Here is a 17,846-nt window from a genome sequence, read left to right as displayed (position 1 = left end):
CCGCAAGGCGTGGGGAAAGTTCCGGCGCAACGCGCCAGTGGGTGCCCCGTCGGGCGGACGAGGGTAGAATTCACCGTCCTTACCGAGTGTGCGTCCCATGTCCCAGGAACTCAGCCCCGAACAGATCCAGCAAGCCCTGCAAGGGATCAGCATTCCACCGCAGCCGCAGATCATGGTCGACCTGCAGTTCGAGCAGTACATGCCCGACCCTGACCTGGAAACCATCGCCCGGCTGATCGCCCAGGACCCAGGCCTGTCCGGTGCCTTGCTCAAGCTGGTGAACTCGCCGCACTTCGGCCTGGCCAACAAGATCGGCTCGATCCAGCGTGCAGTGAACCTGCTGGGCAGCCGCTCGATCATCAACCTGATCAATGCCCAGTCGATCAAGGGCGAGATGAGCGACGAAACCATCGTCACCCTCAACCGCTTCTGGGACACCGCCCAGGACGTGGCCATGACCTGCCTGACCCTGGCCAAGCGCACCGGCATCCAGGCGGTTGACGAGGCCTACACCCTGGGCCTGTTCCACGATTGCGGCGTGCCGTTGATGCTCAAGCGCTTCCCCGACTACATGGAGGTGCTGGAGGCGTCCTACGCCAATGCCGGTATGGACACGCGAGTGGTGGACACGGAAAACCGCACCTTCAACACCAACCATGCGGTGGTGGGCTACTTCACCGCCAAGTCCTGGCGCCTGCCGGAGCACATCAGCTCGGCGATCGCCAACCATCACAACGCCTTGGCGATCTTCCGCGACGAATCTTCGCGCAACACCCAGCTCAAGAACCTGCTGGCGGTGCTGAAGATGGCCGAGCATATCTGTGCATCCCACCGGGTGCTGGGCAACCAGGCCCAGGACCACGAGTGGGACGTGGTCGGCCCGCTGGTGCTCGACTACATCGGGCTGTCGGAGTACGACTTCGAACACCTCAAGCAAACCATTCGCGAATTGGGCGGGCACTGACACCATGCCGGAACTACCTGAAGTCGAGACCACCCGGCGCGGCATCGCGCCGTACCTGGAAGGCCAGCGGGTCAGCCGCGTGCTGGTACGCGACCGGCGCCTGCGCTGGCCGATCCCCGAAGACCTGGACATCCGCCTGTCCGGGCAACGCATCGTCACCGTGCAGCGGCGGGCCAAATACCTGTTGATCAATGCCGAGGTGGGCACCTTGATCAGCCACCTGGGCATGTCGGGCAACCTGCGCCTGGTGGAGCAGGGCCTGCCCGTGGGCAAGCACGAGCATGTGGATATCGAACTGGAATCGGGGCTGGCGCTGCGCTACACCGACCCGCGCCGTTTCGGTGCCATGCTGTGGAGCCTGGACCCGCTCAACCACGAGCTGCTGCTGCGTCTGGGGCCGGAGCCATTGACCGACCTGTTCGATGGCGAGCGCTTGTTCCAGTTGTCTCGCGGGCGGTCCATGGCGGTCAAGCCGTTCATCATGGACAACGCCGTGGTGGTGGGCGTGGGCAACATCTACGCCACCGAGGCGCTGTTCGCGGCTGGCATCGACCCACGACGCGAGGCCGGGGGGATTTCCCGGGCGCGCTACCTGAAGCTGGCGATCGAGATCAAGCGGGTGCTGGCCGCGGCGATCGAGCAGGGCGGGACCACGCTGCGCGACTTCATCGGCGGCGATGGGCAGCCGGGGTACTTCCAGCAGGAGCTGTTTGTGTACGGGCGAGGCGGGCAGCCGTGCAAGGTGTGCGGCACGCCGTTGCGCGAGGTGAAGCTGGGGCAACGGGCAAGCGTCTATTGCCCGCGCTGCCAGCGCTGAGGCGTTTCGCTGTACCCCTGTAGGAGCGGTCTTGTGCCGCGATCAAGGGCGAAGCCCTTGCCATACACATGTGCCGGCCCCATCGCGGGACAAGCCCGCTCCTACAAGAGTCCTGAGGCTATAGGTCAAGCCTTGCCGGTGATGCGCTTGTACTTTTCCATCAGCTCGTCATGGGTCTCCGGGTGGGCTTCATCCAGAGGAATGCAGTCGACCGGGCAGACCTGCTGACACTGCGGCTCGTCGTAGTGGCCTACGCATTGGGTGCACAGGTTGGGGTCGATCACGTAGATCTCTTCGCCTTGGGAGATGGCCGCGTTCGGGCACTCGGGTTCGCAGACGTCGCAGTTGATGCAATCGTCGGTGATGATCAGGGACATGGGGGCTCCGGCCGGGGCTCTTGGCCCGGGCATGTATCAAACCAGTGGGCACAATTGTGCCGCATTCGCGCCCGCAGTGCACGCGGGCGCGATGATCAGGCGGTGGCGGTCACTTCTTGAAGCGTTCGGTCAGCGCGTCAGCCACCACTGGGTGGACGAACTTGCTGATGTCGCCGCCCAGCGCGGCGATTTCCCGGACCAGCGTCGAGGAAATGAACGAGTAGCGCTCCGAAGGCGTCAAGAACAGGCTCTCGACGTCCGGCGCCAACTGGCGGTTCATGTTGGCCAGCTGGAACTCGTACTCGAAGTCCGACACCGCGCGCAGGCCGCGCAGGAACACATTGGCACCTTGTTCCTTGGCGAAGTGCGCCAGCAGGCTGGAAAAACCGATGACTTCGACATTGGGCAGGTGCTTGGTGACCTCACGGGCCAGTTCCACGCGTTGTTCCAAGGGGAACAGCGGGTTCTTCTTCGGGCTGGCCGCCACCGCGATGATCACATGGTCGAACAGACGCGAGGCGCGCTCGACCAGGTCGCCATGGCCTTTGGTAATGGGGTCGAAAGTACCCGGGTACAACACTCGGTTCATCGCGTCATCCTGGCTGGGAGTGCGTTGGGGAGTCGGATGGTAGCGCAGCGACTGCGCCCGGCCAAGTCGCGCGGCCGATTGGGGGCACTATAGACAGCCAGCCCGTGGCTTGTCATGCGCCCTGTGACAGGCATTGGGCGTAGTGCGGGAGCAAACCCCACACAAACCATCGGTACATCCTTTGGCCGATACGCCGTAAGATGAAGCATCGCAGAACATGGAGCTGAGCATGGCCCCGCGCATGAAGACCCGAGAGCGCATCGTGCAGAACAGCCTGGAGCTGTTCAACCAGCAGGGCGAACGCAGCGTCAGCACCAACCACATTGCCGCGCATATGGAAATTTCGCCCGGCAACCTGTACTACCACTTCCCCAACAAGCAGGCGATCATCGCCGTGCTGTTCAGCCAGTACGAAGAGCTGGTGGACAGCTTCCTGCGCCCGCCTCAGGGGCGGGCCGCCACGGTCGAGGACAAGCGTTTCTACCTCAAGGCCCTGCTGGCCGCGATGTGGAACTACCGTTTCCTGCACCGCGACCTCGAGCATCTGCTCGAGAGCGACCCTGAGCTGGCGGCCCGCTACCGGCGCTTCTCCCAGCGTTGCCTGCAGCAGGCCCAGGCCATCTACCGGGGGTTCGTCGATGCCGGCATCCTGGCGATGGACGCGGCGCAGATCGAATCGTTGACCATCAACGCCTGGATCGTCCTGACATCCTGGGTGCGTTTTCTCAGCACCACCCGCGAGCATTCCGCCCACCTGGGCGAAGAAGCCTTCAAGCGCGGTGTCTACCAGGTGCTGTTGCTGGAGCTGGGCTTCGTCACGCCCAGTGCCCGCACCGCCGTGGATGCCCTCTGCGACGAGTTCCACGTTCCCTTCAACCAGGCCCTGGAGCAATGAACCAGGGTTTTCGTGCCATCGATCAGGAGATTGTCATGCCCCTTGCGCAATTGATCACCCCACTGCAGTTGGCCGAGCGCTTGGAAGCGCCGGGGCTGGTGGTCCTCGATTGTCGTTTTGCCCTGGAGGATGTGGATTATGGCCAGCGCAGCTATGCCCAGGGGCATATCGCCGGCGCGCACTTCGCTGACCTGGAGCGTGACCTGAGCGGGCCTGTGATCAAAGGCCATACCGGCCGTCATCCGTTGCCTGACCCGCAGCGGCTGCAGGAGCGGCTGCGCGACTGGGGCGTGGACAACGACAGCCAGGTGGTGCTGTACGACGACGGCCCGGGTGCATTCGCCGCCCGTGCCTGGTGGCTGCTGGCCTGGCTGGGCAAGCGCGATGGTGTGTTCATTCTCGATGGTGGCTTGAAGGCGTGGCATGCATCACGCCTGCCGTTGAGCCTCGACCCACCGGCCCGGCGCGGAGGGAACTTCACCGGCAAGCCGGACATGAAGCTGGTGATCGACGCCGAACACCTGGCCAAGCGCCTGGGCGCGCCGGAGCTGACCCTGATCGATGCCCGCGGCTTGCCGCGTTTTCGCGGCGAGGTCGAGCCGATCGACCCTGTGGCCGGGCATATTCCCGGCGCCCAGTGCGCGGCGTTCACCGACAACCTGGGGCCGGATGGGCGTTTCCTGCCTGCGGACCAACTCAAGCAGCGCTTTGCCGAAAAGCTCGCAGGCCGGGCACCGGAACAGGTGGTGGCCTACTGCGGGTCCGGTGTGACCGCGTGCCACAACCTGTTCGCCCTGGCGTTGGCGGGGTATCCGCTGGGGCGGCTGTATGCAGGCTCGTGGAGTGAATGGATCAACGACCCGTCGCGTGGCGTGGCCAGGGGGGACTGAGCTGGCCCCTATCGCCGGCAAGCCGGCTCCCACAGGGATTTCGCAAGTCTTGAAAGCGGCGCAATCTCGGTGGGAGCCGGCTTGCCGGCGATCGGGGCCCTGGCGTTCAAGTCCCCTCGGCCAGCCATTGCGGGATCCTGCGCTCAAGGTAATACCCTGGGTTACGCAGGCTCCCCTCGACAAATCCCACATGCCCGCCACGTGCATGCAGCTCGAAATGAGTCTGCGGCGCCAATTCGTCCCTGCCGGGCAGGCTGTGCCTGAACACGAACGGATCATCGCTGGAATGGATGATCAAGGTCGGCGTTCGGTTTCCGCCCAGGTAATAGCGGCTTGACGCACGTCGGTAATAATCATGGGCGTCGCGAAAACCATTGAGCGGTGCCGTGATCTTGCCGTCGAAGTCCCAGAAGGTGCGCAGGTTGCGCAACGACCCCAGCCTTTCCAGTTCGGCCAGGCCCTCGAGGTGGCCATTGTCGCGAAAATGCTGTTGCTTGCGCTGTACGTACGCCCGCATTTCGCGCATGAAATGTGCCTGGTAGACCTTGGAAAACCCCAGGCCGATGCGATCGGCGCACTGGTCCAGACGAAACGGCACCGACACGGCAACCGCCGCTTCCAGTTGGCTGGCCGAGCCACTTTCACCCAGGTATTTGAGCAATACATTGCCCCCCAGCGAATAGCCCACCGCATACAGCGGCGCCAGGGGCCGTTGGGCGCGCAGGTGGCGAACGGCTTCAGCCAGGTCTTCGCTCGCGCCGGAGTGGTAGCTGCGTGCCAACAGGTTCGGTTCACCGGAGCAACCACGCCAGTTCACCGCGACGCTGGCCCAGCCGCGCGCCTGCAACGCCTGTTGCAAGCCTTTCACATAGGGCGAGTGGGACGAGCCGGTCAGGCCGTGCAACACCAGGACCACAGGCGTATCGGCCTGGTGCGGGCCGTGCCAGTCGAGGTCGAGGAAGTCGCCATCGGCCAGCCACAGGCGTTCGCGGGTACGCGGCAGGTCGGCGAGCTTACGCCACAGCGGCCCCCACAACGTTTGCAGGTGCGGGTTGGAGAGGCCGACGGCGGGAACGAAACGGGCTGGGGCAGGGCTTGGCATGCTGGGCGACTCGTGTTGTGCCTGCCTAGCTTGCCATGAAGCGTTGCCTATTGGTGGGTCGGTTCGCCAATGGTCGCGGTTGTGGGCAGCGGTTGCTGCTCGACGGAGGGCCCAAGGCTGGCGAAACAGGCGTGCTGCATGTTCAGCCCGCGGGCAGCCTGGCGGATGTCCTCCGAGGTCAGCGTCGCGAGTTTGTCCAAGAGCGTCGCCAGGTGATCGGCGGGCAGGTTCTGGTTGCCAAGGTTCACCAGGCCTATGGCGAGGGCTGCGCTGTTGGCCATGGCGCGTAGCAGCTTGCCTGCGGTCTGGTTCAGGGCGAACTCGCATTCGCCCAGTGAGGGGCCATGCTGGATGAAGCAGTTGACCAGGTTCGATACCAACGCCTGGGAAGCATCCCGGTATTGCGGTTGGACCTCCCACATGATGTGCCAGAGGCAACCTGCATCCATGGGCACCAGGTTGGAGCTGACGGTATAGGTGAGGGCTCGGCGGGTGCGCAGTTCCGCCGTCAGGCGCGACTCGAAACTGCCGCCGAGCATTTCATCTGCCATCAACAAGGCTGGGTAGTCCGTGTCCGTGGGGTAGGTGTGCAGTGGGAGTGTAAGCAGGACCGTGGTGCTGGCCCCGGATCGCTCGATATGCAATGGCTGGGCCTTGGACAGGGGCAGTGGAGCGGGCGTGATTGACATCCACTGGCGTGGCAATGCCTGGGTCAGGGATGCGACGAGGGTTTCGGCTTCTTCAAGCGACAGGTCGCCGACCAATCCGATTTCGAGGTTCTGAGCTGAATAGGCCTTGCGATGGAAAGCGACCACTTGTTCCGGCGTTATACCGGCAAGGCCCTCGGGTGTGCCGGCAGGCGAGGTTGCGTAGGGATGCCCGCTGAACAGACGGCGCGCGGTCTCCTCGAACAACAGGGTCCGTGCGCTGCGGGTGTTGCTTCGATGGTAATTGACCAGGCGTTCGCGGATCTTCCCGATGTCGGCGTCACGAAAGGCCGGCTTGGCGACCATCGCAGTGACCAGCTGCATCGCACCGTCACGCAGCGCAGGCGTACTCAGGCCTCGCAGGCTGACGATGGCGTAGTCCTGGCTGATTTTTCTATCCAGGGTCGCGCCCAGCCCCTCCAAGCGGTCGGCGAACCGGGCCGCGTCGAGGTCCCCTGTGCCTTGGTCGAGTGTGTAGAGTGCGAGTGCCGCCAGCCCAAGGGTGTCGCCATCAGCGGCACTGCCCGCCTTGAAGCGCAGCACCAGGTCGAAGACAGGCCAGTCGTGGATGGGTACGAGATGCACCTGGGCGCCTTCCTTCGTATGCCAGCGATGGATTTCAGGCGACAGGGGTTGGAAATGCCTGAGATCGACCTCCTGGAGCGAGGTCAGGTTTTCCAGCAACGTGCCGAGGCTGTAGTCCACCGGGGACACGCAGGTGTCATGTGCCGTGGAGTAAAAGGACGTATCGGTCATGCTGGCGCTCCTTGCAGGAGGTAGGTGGTTGTCAGGCGTTCCCGGGACAAGTAATCGGTCGCGACTTGTTGCAAGGTCGTGCTGGACAGGTTCTGAAGGAAGCTCGGCAGCTCTGCCAAGGCGGTCGGGTCCAACCCAGCCGCGGCAGCACGTCCGATCCGCGTTGCCTTTTCCTCGAGCTTGGAGCGTTCATGGAGTTCACGGGCAAGCAAGCGGAGTTTCTGGCCTTGGAGCACGTGCTCCGGCAAGGGTGTGCTTCGCAGTCCATCGATCAATTGCCAGATCTCTATAGCCGCTTGCTGGGGCGTGAAAGCGCTGTTGGGGGCCATGAATGCCATGAGGGTGAACAGCGAGTCTCCCTGCAGCTGGTGGTCATAGTTGACAGAGACGCCCCTGAGGAGCAGTCGATCTCGGACCAGGTGGCTGTAGAGCAGCGCACTGAAGCCATCGCCTAGAATCGCTGCGAGCAGGCGCAGGGCTGGCATCGTCTCCACCGACGGCGCAGTGGCGTGGCTCGGAACGTTGAACGACATGAACAGGGCATTTGGGAGTGTTGGTTCGACGAGCTGTTGGTCGCGTTCCTTGAGCTCGCCTGAGTGCCGAAGCGAGGGTTTGTCACGCAATGGCGCGGGCGGCAACGCCGCGAAGTAGGTTTCGACCTGCTGGCGAAGCTGCTGCAGGTTGGCCGCACCAACGACCACGAGGCTCGCATTGTTGGGGTGGTACCAGGTGCGGTACCAGGTATGGACCGTCGCCAGGTCCATGTCCGCCAAGTCGATCGCATGGCCGAAGCTGGGCTCTGCATAGGGTGTGTCACCGTAGGCGAGTTTCTGGTGCTGTTCATATGCTCGTTGGAGCGACGAGCCACCTACCTTGAGGCGACGCTCGCTTTCGACGGCCCGGACTTCCAGCTCGAACACTGTCCGGTCGAAGTTTGCAGTGTTCATGGCGTCTGCCATCAGTTCCAGTGCCACCGGCAGCCGGGCGGCGGGCAAGGTGATTTCAAAAACGGTGGAATCACTGTGGGTGGTCGCGTTGGCTACACCGCCCAGGCGAGCGATCAGGCGCGAATAGAGCCCTGCCGGTAACTTGCTGCTGCCTCTGAATATCAGGTGTTCGAGCAGGTGAGACAGGTTCGAGCGCCCAGGCGGTTCATGGCTCGCGCCGATGTGATACCAGATCTGGACCGCCACCAATGGTGCACTGTGATTTTCGCACAGGTAGACCGAAAGGCCGTTGTCCAGGGTGAAATGCTGGATGGCAGGCATCCTGGCAGATGCGAGCACGCCCAGGCTGGCGGAGATCGCCTCGGCGTCGGGGCATTGCAAGGGAGAAGGCATCGCTGAAGTGCTCTTGTGGGTATAGGCCGGAGCAGCTTCAGCGAAAGGTGGAGGCCGCCTGCGTTACATAGTTAGGCAGGCGGTGGCGTCAGCCTCGTTGCCAGAGGGCGTAATGCACCTGCCCGGTCTTTTTCTCCCTGTGCAGGCGCCAATTGCCGGGCATCTGCAGGGAGGAGGGCGCGGCTTCGCTCTCGGTGTAGATCCAGGCCTGTTCACGTAGCCATTGGTTTTGCTCGAGCAGGTTGCAGGCGTTGGTCAATAGGTCCTGATGGAACGGAGGGTCGAGGAACACCAGGTCGAACTCCTGCTTCGCCGGGTTCTGCAGATAGCGCAGGGCATCGGTCTGCAGAATCTGGCCGCGTGGGCAGCGCAGGATCTCGAGGTTGTTCTTCAGGTTGGCGATGGCCGCCGGGTTGCTGTCCAGGGCCACGGCATCCTCAGCCCCGCGGGACAGGGCCTCGAGCACCAGGGCACCGCTGCCGGTGAAGGCGTCGAGTACCTGGGCACCCTCGATATAGGGCGCCAGCCAGTTGAACAGGGTTTCGCGCACGCGGTCCGGCGTCGGGCGCAGGCCTTCGCCGTCCGGCACGGCCAGGCGACGGCTGCGCCACTCGCCGGCAATGATACGCAGGTGGCCTTGCCCCTTGCTGTGGGCCGGGCCCGGGCGGGCGGTGTGGGTTGGCTTGGCCATTAGTGCTCCGGTACGCCAAGCGGCTGCTCGGCGGGTTTGTCAGTGGGCGGTGGCAGCGGTTTCTGCGCCACGGTCGGGCCGACGGTGACGATCACCAGCTTGTCCACGGCCAGGTGCTTGTTCAGTGCCGCCTTGACCTGTTCGACGGTCAGGGCTTGGGACTGCTGCATGAAGTCCTCCAGCCAGGTCAGCGGCAGGTTGTAGAAGCCGATGGCACCCAGCTGGCCGACGATGCTCGAATTGCTGGCGTTGGACAACGGGAAGCTGCCGGCCAGCTCGCGCTTGGCATCGTCCAGCTCTTGCTGGGTAGGGCCCTGCTCGAGATAGTCGGCGAGGATGTCCTGGACCAGCTTGAGGGTCGCTTCGCTGAGTTCGGCGCGGGTCTGCAGGTTGATCATGAACGGGCCGCGTACCTGCATCGGGCTGAAGGCCGAATAGACGCCGTAGGTCAGGCCGCGTTTCTCGCGTACTTCGCTCATCAGGCGAGTGCCGAAGGCACCGCCGCCGAGGATCTGGTTACCCAGGGACAGGGCTGCCCAGTCCGGGTCCTGGCGGTCGATGCCCATCTCGGCGAGCATCAGGTGGGTCTGCTTGCTCGGGAAGTCGATGTGGGTCAGGCCCGCCTTGGGCTCGGCAGGCTCAGCGGGCTTGGGCAGCGCCGGGCCCTTGGGCAGGGCGGCGGACACCTGGGCGGCGATGGCTTCGGCTTCGGCGCGGCTGAGATCGCCGACCAGGGCGATCACCGCGTTGCCGGCTGTGTAGGCCTTGGCATGGAAGGCGCGCAGCTGATCCAGGGTGATGCCGGAGACGCTCTGGGCGGTGCCATCGCTCGGGTGGGCATAGGGGTGATCGCCGTAGAGCTTGGCGAACAAGGCCTTGCCGGCGATCTTGCCCGGGTTCTGCTTTTCGTACTCGAAACCGGCCAACAGTTGGTTCTTGATGCGCTTGAGGGCATCCTCCGGGAAGGTCGGCTTGCCCACCACGTCGGCGAACAGCTTCAGGGCCGGCTCGCGCTTGTCCGGGGTGCTGAGGCTGCGCAGCGTGGCCACGGCCATGTCACGGTAGGAGCCGTTGCCGAAATCAGCCCCCAGGCTTTCGAAGCCCTGGGCGATGGCGGTGACGTCCTTGCCGGCCACGCCTTCGTTGAGCATGGCGTTGGTCAGTGTCGCCAGGCCCGGCACGTCGCCGTCCTGGCTGCTGCCGGCGGCGAAGGTCAGGCGCAGGTCGAACATCGGCAGCTCACGTGCCTCGACGAACAGCACACGGGCACCTTCGGCGGTGTTCCAGTTCTGGATGTTCAGCGTGCGCCGGGTAGGCGCCTTGCCGTCCAGCTCGGCCAAGGACTGCAGGGTATTGGCCGGGCGGGCCGCCGGAGCCTTGCCTTCGGCGCTGCTGCCCGACTGGGCCGGGCGGGCCAGGACGAGGGCCAGGGCCACCACCACGGCGATGATGCCGAGGCCAAGCAGGGTATAGCGGGGGGCGCTGCGATCACTCATGAGCGGACTCCTCGGGCAGTACATGGGCAACGCTCAGGCGTTCGCGGGTGAAGTAGGTGCGTGCGGCGTCCTGGATGTCCTGCGGGGTCACGCGTTTGAGCTCGTCCAGTTCGCTGTCGATCAGCTTCCAGGACAGGCCCACGGTTTCCAGCTGGCCGATGGTGGTAGCCTGGCTGCTGATGGAATCGCGGTCGTAGACCAGGCCGGCGATCACCTGGGCGCGCACGCGCTCGAGCTCCTCGGCGGTAGGCGGCGTGGTCTTGAGTTCGTCGAGCAGTTGCCAGATGCCTTTTTCCACGTCGGCGAGGGACTTCTGCTTCTGCACGTTCGGCGTGGCCGAGATCATGAACAGGCTGTCACCCCGGGTGAAGGCGTTGTAGCCCGACGAGGCGCCGGCCACCAGCTCCTGGCCGCGCTCCAGGCGCGCCGGCATGCGCGCGCTGTAGCCGCCGTCGAGCAGGGCAGAGATCAGGCGTAGGGCATGGACGGTGCGCGGGTCCTTGGCGGTGGCCAGGCCCGGCACGTTGAAGCCGTAGATCAGGCTCGGCAGTTGGGTGCGTACATGCAGGGTCAGCTGGCGCAGGCCGGGCTCGGCCAGCTCCAGGGGCAGCTTGGCCGGAGGTACCGCGCGCTTGGGGATGGCACCGAAGTATTTCTGCGCCAGGCCCTTGACCTCCTCGGGCGTGACATCGCCGACCACCACCAGGGTGGCATTGTTCGGCGCGTACCAGGACTCGTACCAATGACGCAGCTCCTCGACCTTCATGCGCTCCAGGTCGGCCATCCAGCCGATGGTCGGCGTGTGGTAGCCACTGGCCGGGTAGGCCATGGCGCGGAACAGTTCGAAGGCCTTGGCGTTGGGCTGGTCGTCGGTGCGCAGGCGGCGTTCTTCCTTGATGACCTCGATCTCGCGGCTGAACTCGTCGGCCGGCAGGCGCAGGCTGGCCAGGCGGTCGGCCTCCAGCTCCAGGGCCACCGGCAGGCGGTCGCGGGCGAGCACCTGGTAGTAGGCGGTGTAGTCGTCGCTGGTGAAGGCGTTTTCCTCGGCGCCGAGGTCGCGCAGGATGCGCGAGGCCTCGCCCGGGCCGACCTTGGCGCTGCCCTTGAACATCATGTGCTCGAGGGCGTGGGACAGGCCGGTCTGGCCCGGCGTCTCGTAGCTGGAGCCGACCTTGTACCAGATCTGGGAGACCACCACCGGCGCGCGGTGGTCCTCGCGCACGACCACCTTCAGGCCGTTGTCGAGGATGAACTCATGGGTGGGTTGCAGATCGGCGGCCAGGGCCGCGAACGGCAGGCAGAGCGTGCTGAGCAACAGGCCAGCGGCGCGGCGGGCTAGAGCATTCATACATTGGATAACCTGTACGGCGGCCCGCTTGGCTTAGCGTCGGCGGGCCAGGAGGTGCTAGGATACTGATCCGGTTGCCTGGCGACCATGCCTGTCGCCGTTCTGGCCTGCGGGCTTGGCGACAAAATATTGCGCATGAACCAGCCGGATTCAAAATAGTCTGTTCTGCGTTTAGAGAATTCCCGATGCGCCACTGGTGGCCCATCGCTACCCTGAGATAGCCGTCTTCCATGTTTGGTTCCAACGACGACAAAAAAGCGCCGGCCGAGGCTGGCGAGAAGAAAGGCCTGTTCAGCTGGTTTCGCAAGAAGCCGCAGCAACCTGTCGCCGAACAGCCACAAACCCCTGAACCGCAGGCCGTAGAACCGGCTGCGCCGCAGGCCCCCGTCGAGCAGCCCGAGGTTGCTCCGGTCGAGCCCGTGGCCCCGGTCGTGCAAGCGCCAGTTCCCGAGCCTGTCGCCTCCGAGCCCCTGCAGGCGCCACGGCCGGAGCCGGTCGCGTCCGTGCCGGTGCAGGCGCCTGCACCGGAGCCTGTGGCGTCCATGCCGCTGCAAGCCGTGCAACCGGTCGTGGAACCGGTGCCCGAGCCCACTGCACCGGTCAGCAACCTGGTGTTGCCGGTAGCCGAAGAGCCGGTGGCCCTGGTGCCGGACCTCGAACAGAAAGCGCCGCCGGCCATTCCCGAGCGCCCTGTCGCCGAGCCTGAGCCCGAGCCGGCCGCTCCGGCACCTGTCGCCACCGAGCAAGCCAAGGTCGGCTTCTTCGCCCGCCTCAAGCAGGGCCTGTCCAAGACCAGCGCCAGCATCGGCGAGGGCATGGCCAGCCTGTTCCTGGGCAAGAAAGCCATCGATGACGACCTGCTCGACGAAATCGAGACCCGCCTGCTGACCGCCGACGTGGGCGTCGAGGCCACCTCGGTGATCGTGCAGAACCTGACCCAGAAGGTCGCCCGCAAGCAACTGGCCGACGCCGATGCGCTGTACAGGTCGCTGCAGGAAGAACTGGCCGCGCTGCTGCGCCCGGTCGAACAGCCGCTGAAGATCCAGTCGCAGACCAAGCCCTACGTGATCCTCGTGGTCGGCGTGAACGGTGCCGGCAAGACCACCACGATCGGCAAGCTGGCCAAGAAGCTGCAGTTGGAGGGCAAGAAAGTCATGCTGGCCGCCGGCGATACCTTCCGCGCCGCGGCGGTGGAGCAGCTGCAGGTGTGGGGCGAGCGCAACCAGATCCCGGTCATCGCCCAGCACACCGGTGCTGACTCTGCCTCGGTGATCTTCGATGCCGTGCAGGCCGCCAAGGCTCGCGGCGTGGATGTGCTGATCGCCGATACTGCCGGTCGCCTGCACACCAAGGACAACCTGATGGAAGAGCTGAAGAAGGTGCGCCGGGTCATCGGCAAGCTCGATGCCGAGGCGCCCCATGAGGTCCTGCTGGTACTGGACGCCGGTACCGGGCAGAACGCAATCAGCCAGGCCAAGTACTTCAACCAGAGCGTCGAGCTGACCGGCCTGGCCCTGACCAAGCTGGACGGTACCGCAAAAGGCGGGGTGATCTTCGCCCTGGCCAAGCAGTTCAACCTGCCGATCCGCTTCATCGGTGTCGGCGAAGGTATCGACGACCTGCGCACCTTCGAAGCCGAGCCTTTCGTCAAAGCCTTGTTTGCCGAGCGGGAGCATCCATGATCCGATTCGAACAGGTTGCCAAGCGCTATCCCAACGGCCATGTCGGCCTGCACGAGCTGAGCTTCCGGGCGCGCCGGGGCGAGTTCCTGTTCGTCACCGGCCACTCGGGCGCGGGCAAGAGCACCTTGCTGCGCCTGTTGCTGGCCATGGAACGCCCCACCAGCGGCAAGCTGATGCTGGCCGGCCAGGATCTGGGGCAGATCAGCAACGCACAGATTCCTTTCCTGCGTCGGCAGATCGGCGTGGTCTTCCAGAACCACCAACTGCTGTTCGACCGCACGGTGTTCAACAACATCGCGTTGCCGCTGCAGATTCTCGGGCTGTCCAAGCCCGAGATCGCCAAACGCGTGGATTCGGCGCTGGAGCGAGTGTCCCTGAGCGATAAGGGCGAGCTGTTCCCGGCGGACCTCTCCACCGGGCAGCAACAGCGGGTGGGCATCGCCCGCGCCATCGTCCACCAGCCGGCCTTACTGCTGGCCGACGAACCCACCGGTAACCTCGACCCGCGCCTGGCCGCCGAGATCATGGGCGTGTTCGAGGACATCAACCGCCTGGGCACCACGGTATTGATCGCCAGCCACGACCTGGCGCTGATCGCGCGCATGCGTCACCGCATGCTGACCTTGCAGCGCGGTCGCTTGATCGGCGATGGGGAGGCCGGGCAATGAACACGACACGTACGCCGAAGGTCTCCGAGCGCGTCGCGCCGAAAGCCGCCGACCCGCAGCCGAACAAGCAGCGCGGCGGCCACGACGACGATGGCCCGGACTTCCGCACCTTGCTGCACGCCTGGCTGGAAAGCCACCGGGCCAGTCTGGCCGACAGCCTGCGTCGCCTGGGCAAGCAGCCGATCGGTAGTTTCTTCACCTGCCTGGTGATGGCCGTGGCGCTGAGCATGCCCATGGGCCTGTCATTGCTGCTCAAGAATGTCGAGAAGCTGGGCGGTTCCTGGCAGCGTGCCGCGCAGATTTCCCTGTACCTGCAACTCGATGCGGGTAGCAAGGAAGGCGAGGCGCTACGGGACGAAATCAAGGCCATGCCTGGCGTGGCCGATGCCCAGTACGTCAGCCGCGAGCAGGCCTTGGAGGAGTTCCAGCAGCAGTCGGGCCTTGGCGAGGCGCTGCGCGAATTACCGGACAACCCACTGCCCGGCGTGGTGGTGGTGACCCCGACCGAGGTCGACAAGCCGGCCCTGGAGGCCCTGCGTCAGCGCCTGGCGGAACTGCCGAAGGTCGAGGCGGCACAGCTGGACCTGGTCTGGGTGGAACGCCTGGCGGCGATCCTCAAGCTGGGCGATCGCTTCGTGTTCGGCCTGGCTGTGATGCTCGTTTCGGCTCTGTTGTTAGTAATCGGTAACACAATTCGTCTACATATCGAGAACCGCCGCATCGAGATCGAAGTGATCAAGCTGGTGGGGGGGACCGACAGCTATGTCCGTCGACCCTTCCTCTACATGGGCGCGCTCTACGGCCTGGGCGCCGGTGTGCTGGCCTGGGGGATCCTGGCCTTCTCGCTGGACTGGCTCAACGATGCGGTCGTGGACCTTTCCGGGTTGTATGGCAGTGATTTCGCCCTGGCAGGTGTACCAGGGTCGGATGGACTTTCGCTCTTGATCGGTGCTGTACTGTTGGGGTATATCGGTGCGTGGATCGCGGTCGCTCGTCACCTGAACGAGCTGGCACCACGATAATGCTTTTACGCCAGCATTGACTTTCTTATCATTCTGGGAACTTGTTTCGCGGTTTCCGGTCAATGTTGGCAGTGCCCAAAAGGCACGAGTTCGTGAGTCGGAGGTACTTAATGACCACTTCGTTGCAACCTGCCTATGCCCTGGTTCCCGGTGCAAACCTGGAAGCCTACGTGCACACGGTCAACAGCATCCCGTTGCTGACGGTCGAGCAGGAGCGTGAACTGGCCGAGCGTCTCTACTATGAGCAGGATCTCGAGGCCGCTCGGCAAATGGTGATGGCCCACCTGCGTTTCGTCGTACATATCGCCCGTAGCTATGCAGGCTATGGGCTGGCCCAGGCCGACCTTATCCAGGAAGGCAACGTTGGCCTGATGAAAGCTGTAAAGCGTTTCAATCCGGAAATGGGCGTGCGCCTGGTGTCCTTTGCGGTGCACTGGATCAAGGCCGAGATCCATGAGTTCATCCTGCGCAACTGGCGTATCGTCAAGGTGGCGACCACCAAGGCCCAGCGCAAGCTGTTCTTCAACCTGCGCAGCCAGAAGAAGCGCCTGGCCTGGCTGAACAATGACGAAGTCCATCGCGTGGCCGAGAGCCTGGGGGTGGAGCCGCGTGAAGTGCGCGAGATGGAAAGCCGCCTGAGTGGCCAGGACATGGCCTTCGACCCGGCCGCCGAGGCCGACGATGACAGCGCCTTCCAGTCGCCTGCGCATTACCTGGAAGACCACCGCTACGACCCGGCCGTACAGCTGGAGGATGCCGACTGGAGCGACAACTCCACCAGCAACCTGCACGATGCCCTGCAGGGCCTGGACGAGCGCAGCCGGGACATTCTCTACCAGCGCTGGCTGGCCGAGGAAAAGGCTACCTTGCATGAGCTGGCGGATAAGTACAGCGTATCGGCGGAGCGTATCCGTCAGTTGGAAAAGAACGCGATGAACAAGGTCAAGGCGTTGATCACGGTCTGATCACCCTTGGCTGGATGTACAAAGCCGCTGTTCTCGGAAGAGGCAGCGGCTTTTTTGTCGGGGGTGCGCAGTGTTCAGGGGCGAAGCTGCATCAGGTAGCTGGGCCCGCCCAACTGGCTCATTTGCCGGCGGATCCAGCCGGCGCGGTTGGCCACATAGGCACTGGGTCGGCTGGCGCTCCACTTCAACGGGCTGGGCAGCACGGCCGCCAGTTGCGCGGCTTGTTGGCGCGAAAGGCGGCTGGCATCCACACCGAAGTGGTAGCGGGCAGCCGCCTGGGCGCCGAATACTCCTTTGCCCCATTCGGCGCTGTTCAGGTAGACCTCCAGGATCCGCTGCTTGGACCAGAACAGCTCGATCAGCGCCGTGAACCACGCTTCCAGCCCCTTGCGCAGCCAGCTTCGGCCGGACCACAGGAACAGGTTCTTGGCCACCTGCTGGGTCAGGGTGCTGGCCCCGCGGATCTTGCCGCCGCGCTCGTTGTAGGCCAGCGCAGCCTGGATGGCCGGCAGGTCGAAGCCCCAATGGTTGGCGAACTTCTGGTCCTCACCGGCGATGACCGCCACCTTGAGTTCATCGGAGATCCGTTCCCAGGGCGTCCAGTCCCGCTGCAGGTCGATCGGCTCGCCGCTGACCCATGACTGCACCTTGCGCTCGACCATCAATGCCGTACCCGGCGGCGGCACCCAGCGCAGGGCCAGCACCACGACGATGCTGCCGGCGGCGAACCAGAGCAGGGCGCGGACGAGGCGGCGGATTAGGGATGACAACATGGTGATGGCTTGGCCGGACCGGTGGAACGGGCCATTATACAGACCCGTTTCCAGGAGTCGTCCCATGCTTCGCAGCTTCCTGATACTCGCTGCCTTCTTCGGCTTCACCGGCGTGGGCCTGGGGGCTTTCGCCGCCCATGGCCTGAAGAGCCGCCTGAGCGCCGATTACCTGGCGATCTTCCAGACCGGCGTGACCTATCAACTGGTGCATGCCCTGGCCCTGCTTGGTGTCGCGCTGCTCTCGGTGCACCTGCCCGGGCGCCTGGTCGGTTGGGCCGGTGGGCTGTTCGCCATGGGGATCGTGCTGTTCTCCGGCAGCCTGTATGTGCTGACCCTGAGCGGCCTGGGCAAGCTTGGTATTATCACACCCATCGGTGGCCTGTGTTTCCTGGCCGGCTGGTTGTGCCTGGGGCTGGCCGCCTGGCGCCTGAGCTGACCAAGTGGTCCACAATCGCGACTAATGGCGTCGGCCACCCTTGGGTTGGAATGCGGATCGGGGCTAGAATGCGGACCCCCAAAGCACAATGGTGGCCGTGCGCATGCGCATTCAACTGAACGGTGAACCTTACGAATTGCCCGATGGCGAGAGCGTCGCGTCCCTGCTGGGCCGGCTGGAGCTCGCCGGCCGCCGGGTGGCGGTGGAACTGAACCTGGATATCGTCCCGCGCAGCCAGCACGAAAGCACGCAGCTGAGCGAAGGCGACCAGGTCGAAGTGGTCCATGCCATCGGTGGCGGCTGAGTCCCGTCTGGCGATTCACCTGCA

At 64.5% G+C, this 17,846-nt stretch carries 19 protein-coding genes; 10 read left to right on the top strand and 9 right to left on the bottom strand.

Annotation, left to right across the window (positions count from 1 at the left end; translation table 11 throughout):
* The first annotated feature begins 151 nt into the window (after positions 1 to 151).
* Together AC1MHZ_RS01945 and mutM are read left to right on the top strand one after the other, a co-directional pair.
* Positions 152 to 964, top strand: coding sequence for an HDOD domain-containing protein (locus AC1MHZ_RS01945; RefSeq protein WP_224459386.1), 813 nt, complete (start codon positions 152 to 154; stop codon positions 962 to 964).
* A gap of 4 nt (positions 965 to 968) precedes the next feature.
* Positions 969 to 1,781, top strand: a complete 813-nt coding sequence (gene mutM, locus AC1MHZ_RS01940) for a bifunctional DNA-formamidopyrimidine glycosylase/DNA-(apurinic or apyrimidinic site) lyase (protein WP_324818855.1) — start codon at positions 969 to 971, stop codon at positions 1,779 to 1,781.
* A 125-nt stretch (positions 1,782 to 1,906) separates the two neighbouring features.
* Here the strand turns inward: mutM and AC1MHZ_RS01935 are convergent, their stop codons facing one another.
* The gene (locus AC1MHZ_RS01935) at positions 1,907 to 2,158 is read right to left on the bottom strand and encodes a YfhL family 4Fe-4S dicluster ferredoxin (RefSeq protein ID WP_043208655.1); all 252 of its coding nucleotides are present in this window, start codon (positions 2,156 to 2,158) and stop codon (positions 1,907 to 1,909) included.
* A gap of 109 nt (positions 2,159 to 2,267) precedes the next feature.
* Positions 2,268 to 2,747 (bottom strand): pantetheine-phosphate adenylyltransferase, encoded by a 480-nt coding sequence (coaD, locus tag AC1MHZ_RS01930; protein ID WP_003249065.1) that lies wholly within the window; start codon positions 2,745 to 2,747, stop codon positions 2,268 to 2,270.
* A gap of 229 nt (positions 2,748 to 2,976) precedes the next feature.
* Here coaD and AC1MHZ_RS01925 point away from each other — a divergent pair, with 229 nt between their 5' ends.
* Complete coding sequence (locus tag AC1MHZ_RS01925; protein ID WP_084853781.1) at positions 2,977 to 3,642, top strand: TetR/AcrR family transcriptional regulator; 666 nt, start codon at positions 2,977 to 2,979, stop codon at positions 3,640 to 3,642.
* Positions 3,643 to 3,677: 35 nt separating this feature from the next.
* Complete coding sequence (locus AC1MHZ_RS01920; protein WP_324818850.1) at positions 3,678 to 4,532, top strand: sulfurtransferase; 855 nt, start codon at positions 3,678 to 3,680, stop codon at positions 4,530 to 4,532.
* A gap of 106 nt (positions 4,533 to 4,638) precedes the next feature.
* Here the strand turns inward: AC1MHZ_RS01920 and AC1MHZ_RS01915 are convergent, their stop codons facing one another.
* The 6 genes from AC1MHZ_RS01915 to AC1MHZ_RS01890 form a co-directional block, all read right to left on the bottom strand.
* A complete protein-coding gene (locus AC1MHZ_RS01915; RefSeq protein ID WP_084853782.1) occupies positions 4,639 to 5,634 on the bottom strand; it encodes a hydrolase in 996 nt (331 codons plus the stop codon).
* 47 nt (positions 5,635 to 5,681) lie between these two features.
* Positions 5,682 to 7,097, bottom strand: a complete 1,416-nt coding sequence (locus tag AC1MHZ_RS01910) for a M16 family metallopeptidase (protein ID WP_482965968.1) — start codon at positions 7,095 to 7,097, stop codon at positions 5,682 to 5,684.
* Entirely contained in the window at positions 7,094 to 8,437 is a 1,344-nt protein-coding gene (locus AC1MHZ_RS01905) for a M16 family metallopeptidase (protein ID WP_482965967.1), read from the bottom strand. Before AC1MHZ_RS01905 ends, AC1MHZ_RS01910 begins: the two co-directional genes overlap by 4 nt.
* Before the next feature lie 88 nt (positions 8,438 to 8,525).
* Positions 8,526 to 9,128 carry a 16S rRNA (guanine(966)-N(2))-methyltransferase RsmD gene (gene rsmD / locus AC1MHZ_RS01900; protein ID WP_324813646.1) on the bottom strand — a complete coding sequence of 201 codons (603 nt, stop codon included), beginning with the start codon at positions 9,126 to 9,128 and terminating at the stop codon, positions 8,526 to 8,528.
* Positions 9,128 to 10,624, bottom strand: a complete 1,497-nt coding sequence (locus AC1MHZ_RS01895) for a M16 family metallopeptidase (RefSeq protein ID WP_482965966.1) — start codon at positions 10,622 to 10,624, stop codon at positions 9,128 to 9,130. The genes rsmD and AC1MHZ_RS01895 overlap by 1 nt, the downstream gene beginning before the upstream one ends.
* Positions 10,617 to 11,972, bottom strand: coding sequence for a M16 family metallopeptidase (locus AC1MHZ_RS01890; RefSeq protein ID WP_084853790.1), 1,356 nt, complete (start codon positions 11,970 to 11,972; stop codon positions 10,617 to 10,619). Before AC1MHZ_RS01890 ends, AC1MHZ_RS01895 begins: the two co-directional genes overlap by 8 nt.
* Before the next feature lie 230 nt (positions 11,973 to 12,202).
* Between AC1MHZ_RS01890 and ftsY the strand changes: the two genes are divergently transcribed.
* The 4 genes from ftsY to rpoH all read left to right on the top strand — a co-directional run bounded on the left by ftsY (position 12,203) and on the right by rpoH (position 16,309).
* A complete protein-coding gene (gene ftsY / locus AC1MHZ_RS01885; protein WP_482965965.1) occupies positions 12,203 to 13,654 on the top strand; it encodes a signal recognition particle-docking protein FtsY in 1,452 nt (483 codons plus the stop codon).
* Positions 13,651 to 14,322 carry a cell division ATP-binding protein FtsE gene (gene ftsE / locus AC1MHZ_RS01880; RefSeq protein WP_084853794.1) on the top strand — a complete coding sequence of 224 codons (672 nt, stop codon included), beginning with the start codon at positions 13,651 to 13,653 and terminating at the stop codon, positions 14,320 to 14,322. Before ftsY ends, ftsE begins: the two co-directional genes overlap by 4 nt.
* Positions 14,319 to 15,344: a permease-like cell division protein FtsX gene (gene ftsX / locus AC1MHZ_RS01875; protein ID WP_084853796.1), complete on the top strand. Its 1,026-nt coding sequence runs from the start codon at positions 14,319 to 14,321 to the stop codon at positions 15,342 to 15,344. The genes ftsE and ftsX overlap by 4 nt, the downstream gene beginning before the upstream one ends.
* Positions 15,345 to 15,454: 110 nt before the next feature.
* The gene (gene rpoH, locus AC1MHZ_RS01870; RefSeq protein ID WP_084853798.1) at positions 15,455 to 16,309 is read left to right on the top strand and encodes an RNA polymerase sigma factor RpoH; all 855 of its coding nucleotides are present in this window, start codon (positions 15,455 to 15,457) and stop codon (positions 16,307 to 16,309) included.
* A 74-nt stretch (positions 16,310 to 16,383) separates the two neighbouring features.
* On the opposite strand, the gene mtgA is transcribed toward rpoH, so the two are convergent.
* Positions 16,384 to 17,082, bottom strand: a complete 699-nt coding sequence (mtgA, locus tag AC1MHZ_RS01865; protein WP_084854286.1) for a monofunctional biosynthetic peptidoglycan transglycosylase — start codon at positions 17,080 to 17,082, stop codon at positions 16,384 to 16,386.
* Between the two features lie 64 nt (positions 17,083 to 17,146).
* Between mtgA and AC1MHZ_RS01860 the strand changes: the two genes are divergently transcribed.
* Positions 17,147 to 17,518 (top strand): DUF423 domain-containing protein, encoded by a 372-nt coding sequence (locus tag AC1MHZ_RS01860; protein ID WP_084853800.1) that lies wholly within the window; start codon positions 17,147 to 17,149, stop codon positions 17,516 to 17,518.
* Between the two features lie 103 nt (positions 17,519 to 17,621).
* Complete coding sequence (gene thiS / locus AC1MHZ_RS01855; protein ID WP_084854288.1) at positions 17,622 to 17,822, top strand: sulfur carrier protein ThiS; 201 nt, start codon at positions 17,622 to 17,624, stop codon at positions 17,820 to 17,822.
* Positions 17,823 to 17,846 lie beyond the last annotated feature (24 nt).

The organism is Pseudomonas sp. FA-1, from assembly GCF_056856075.1.
Note: the sequence above shows the minus strand (reverse complement) of the source record. Positions and strands in the feature narration are given on the sequence as shown.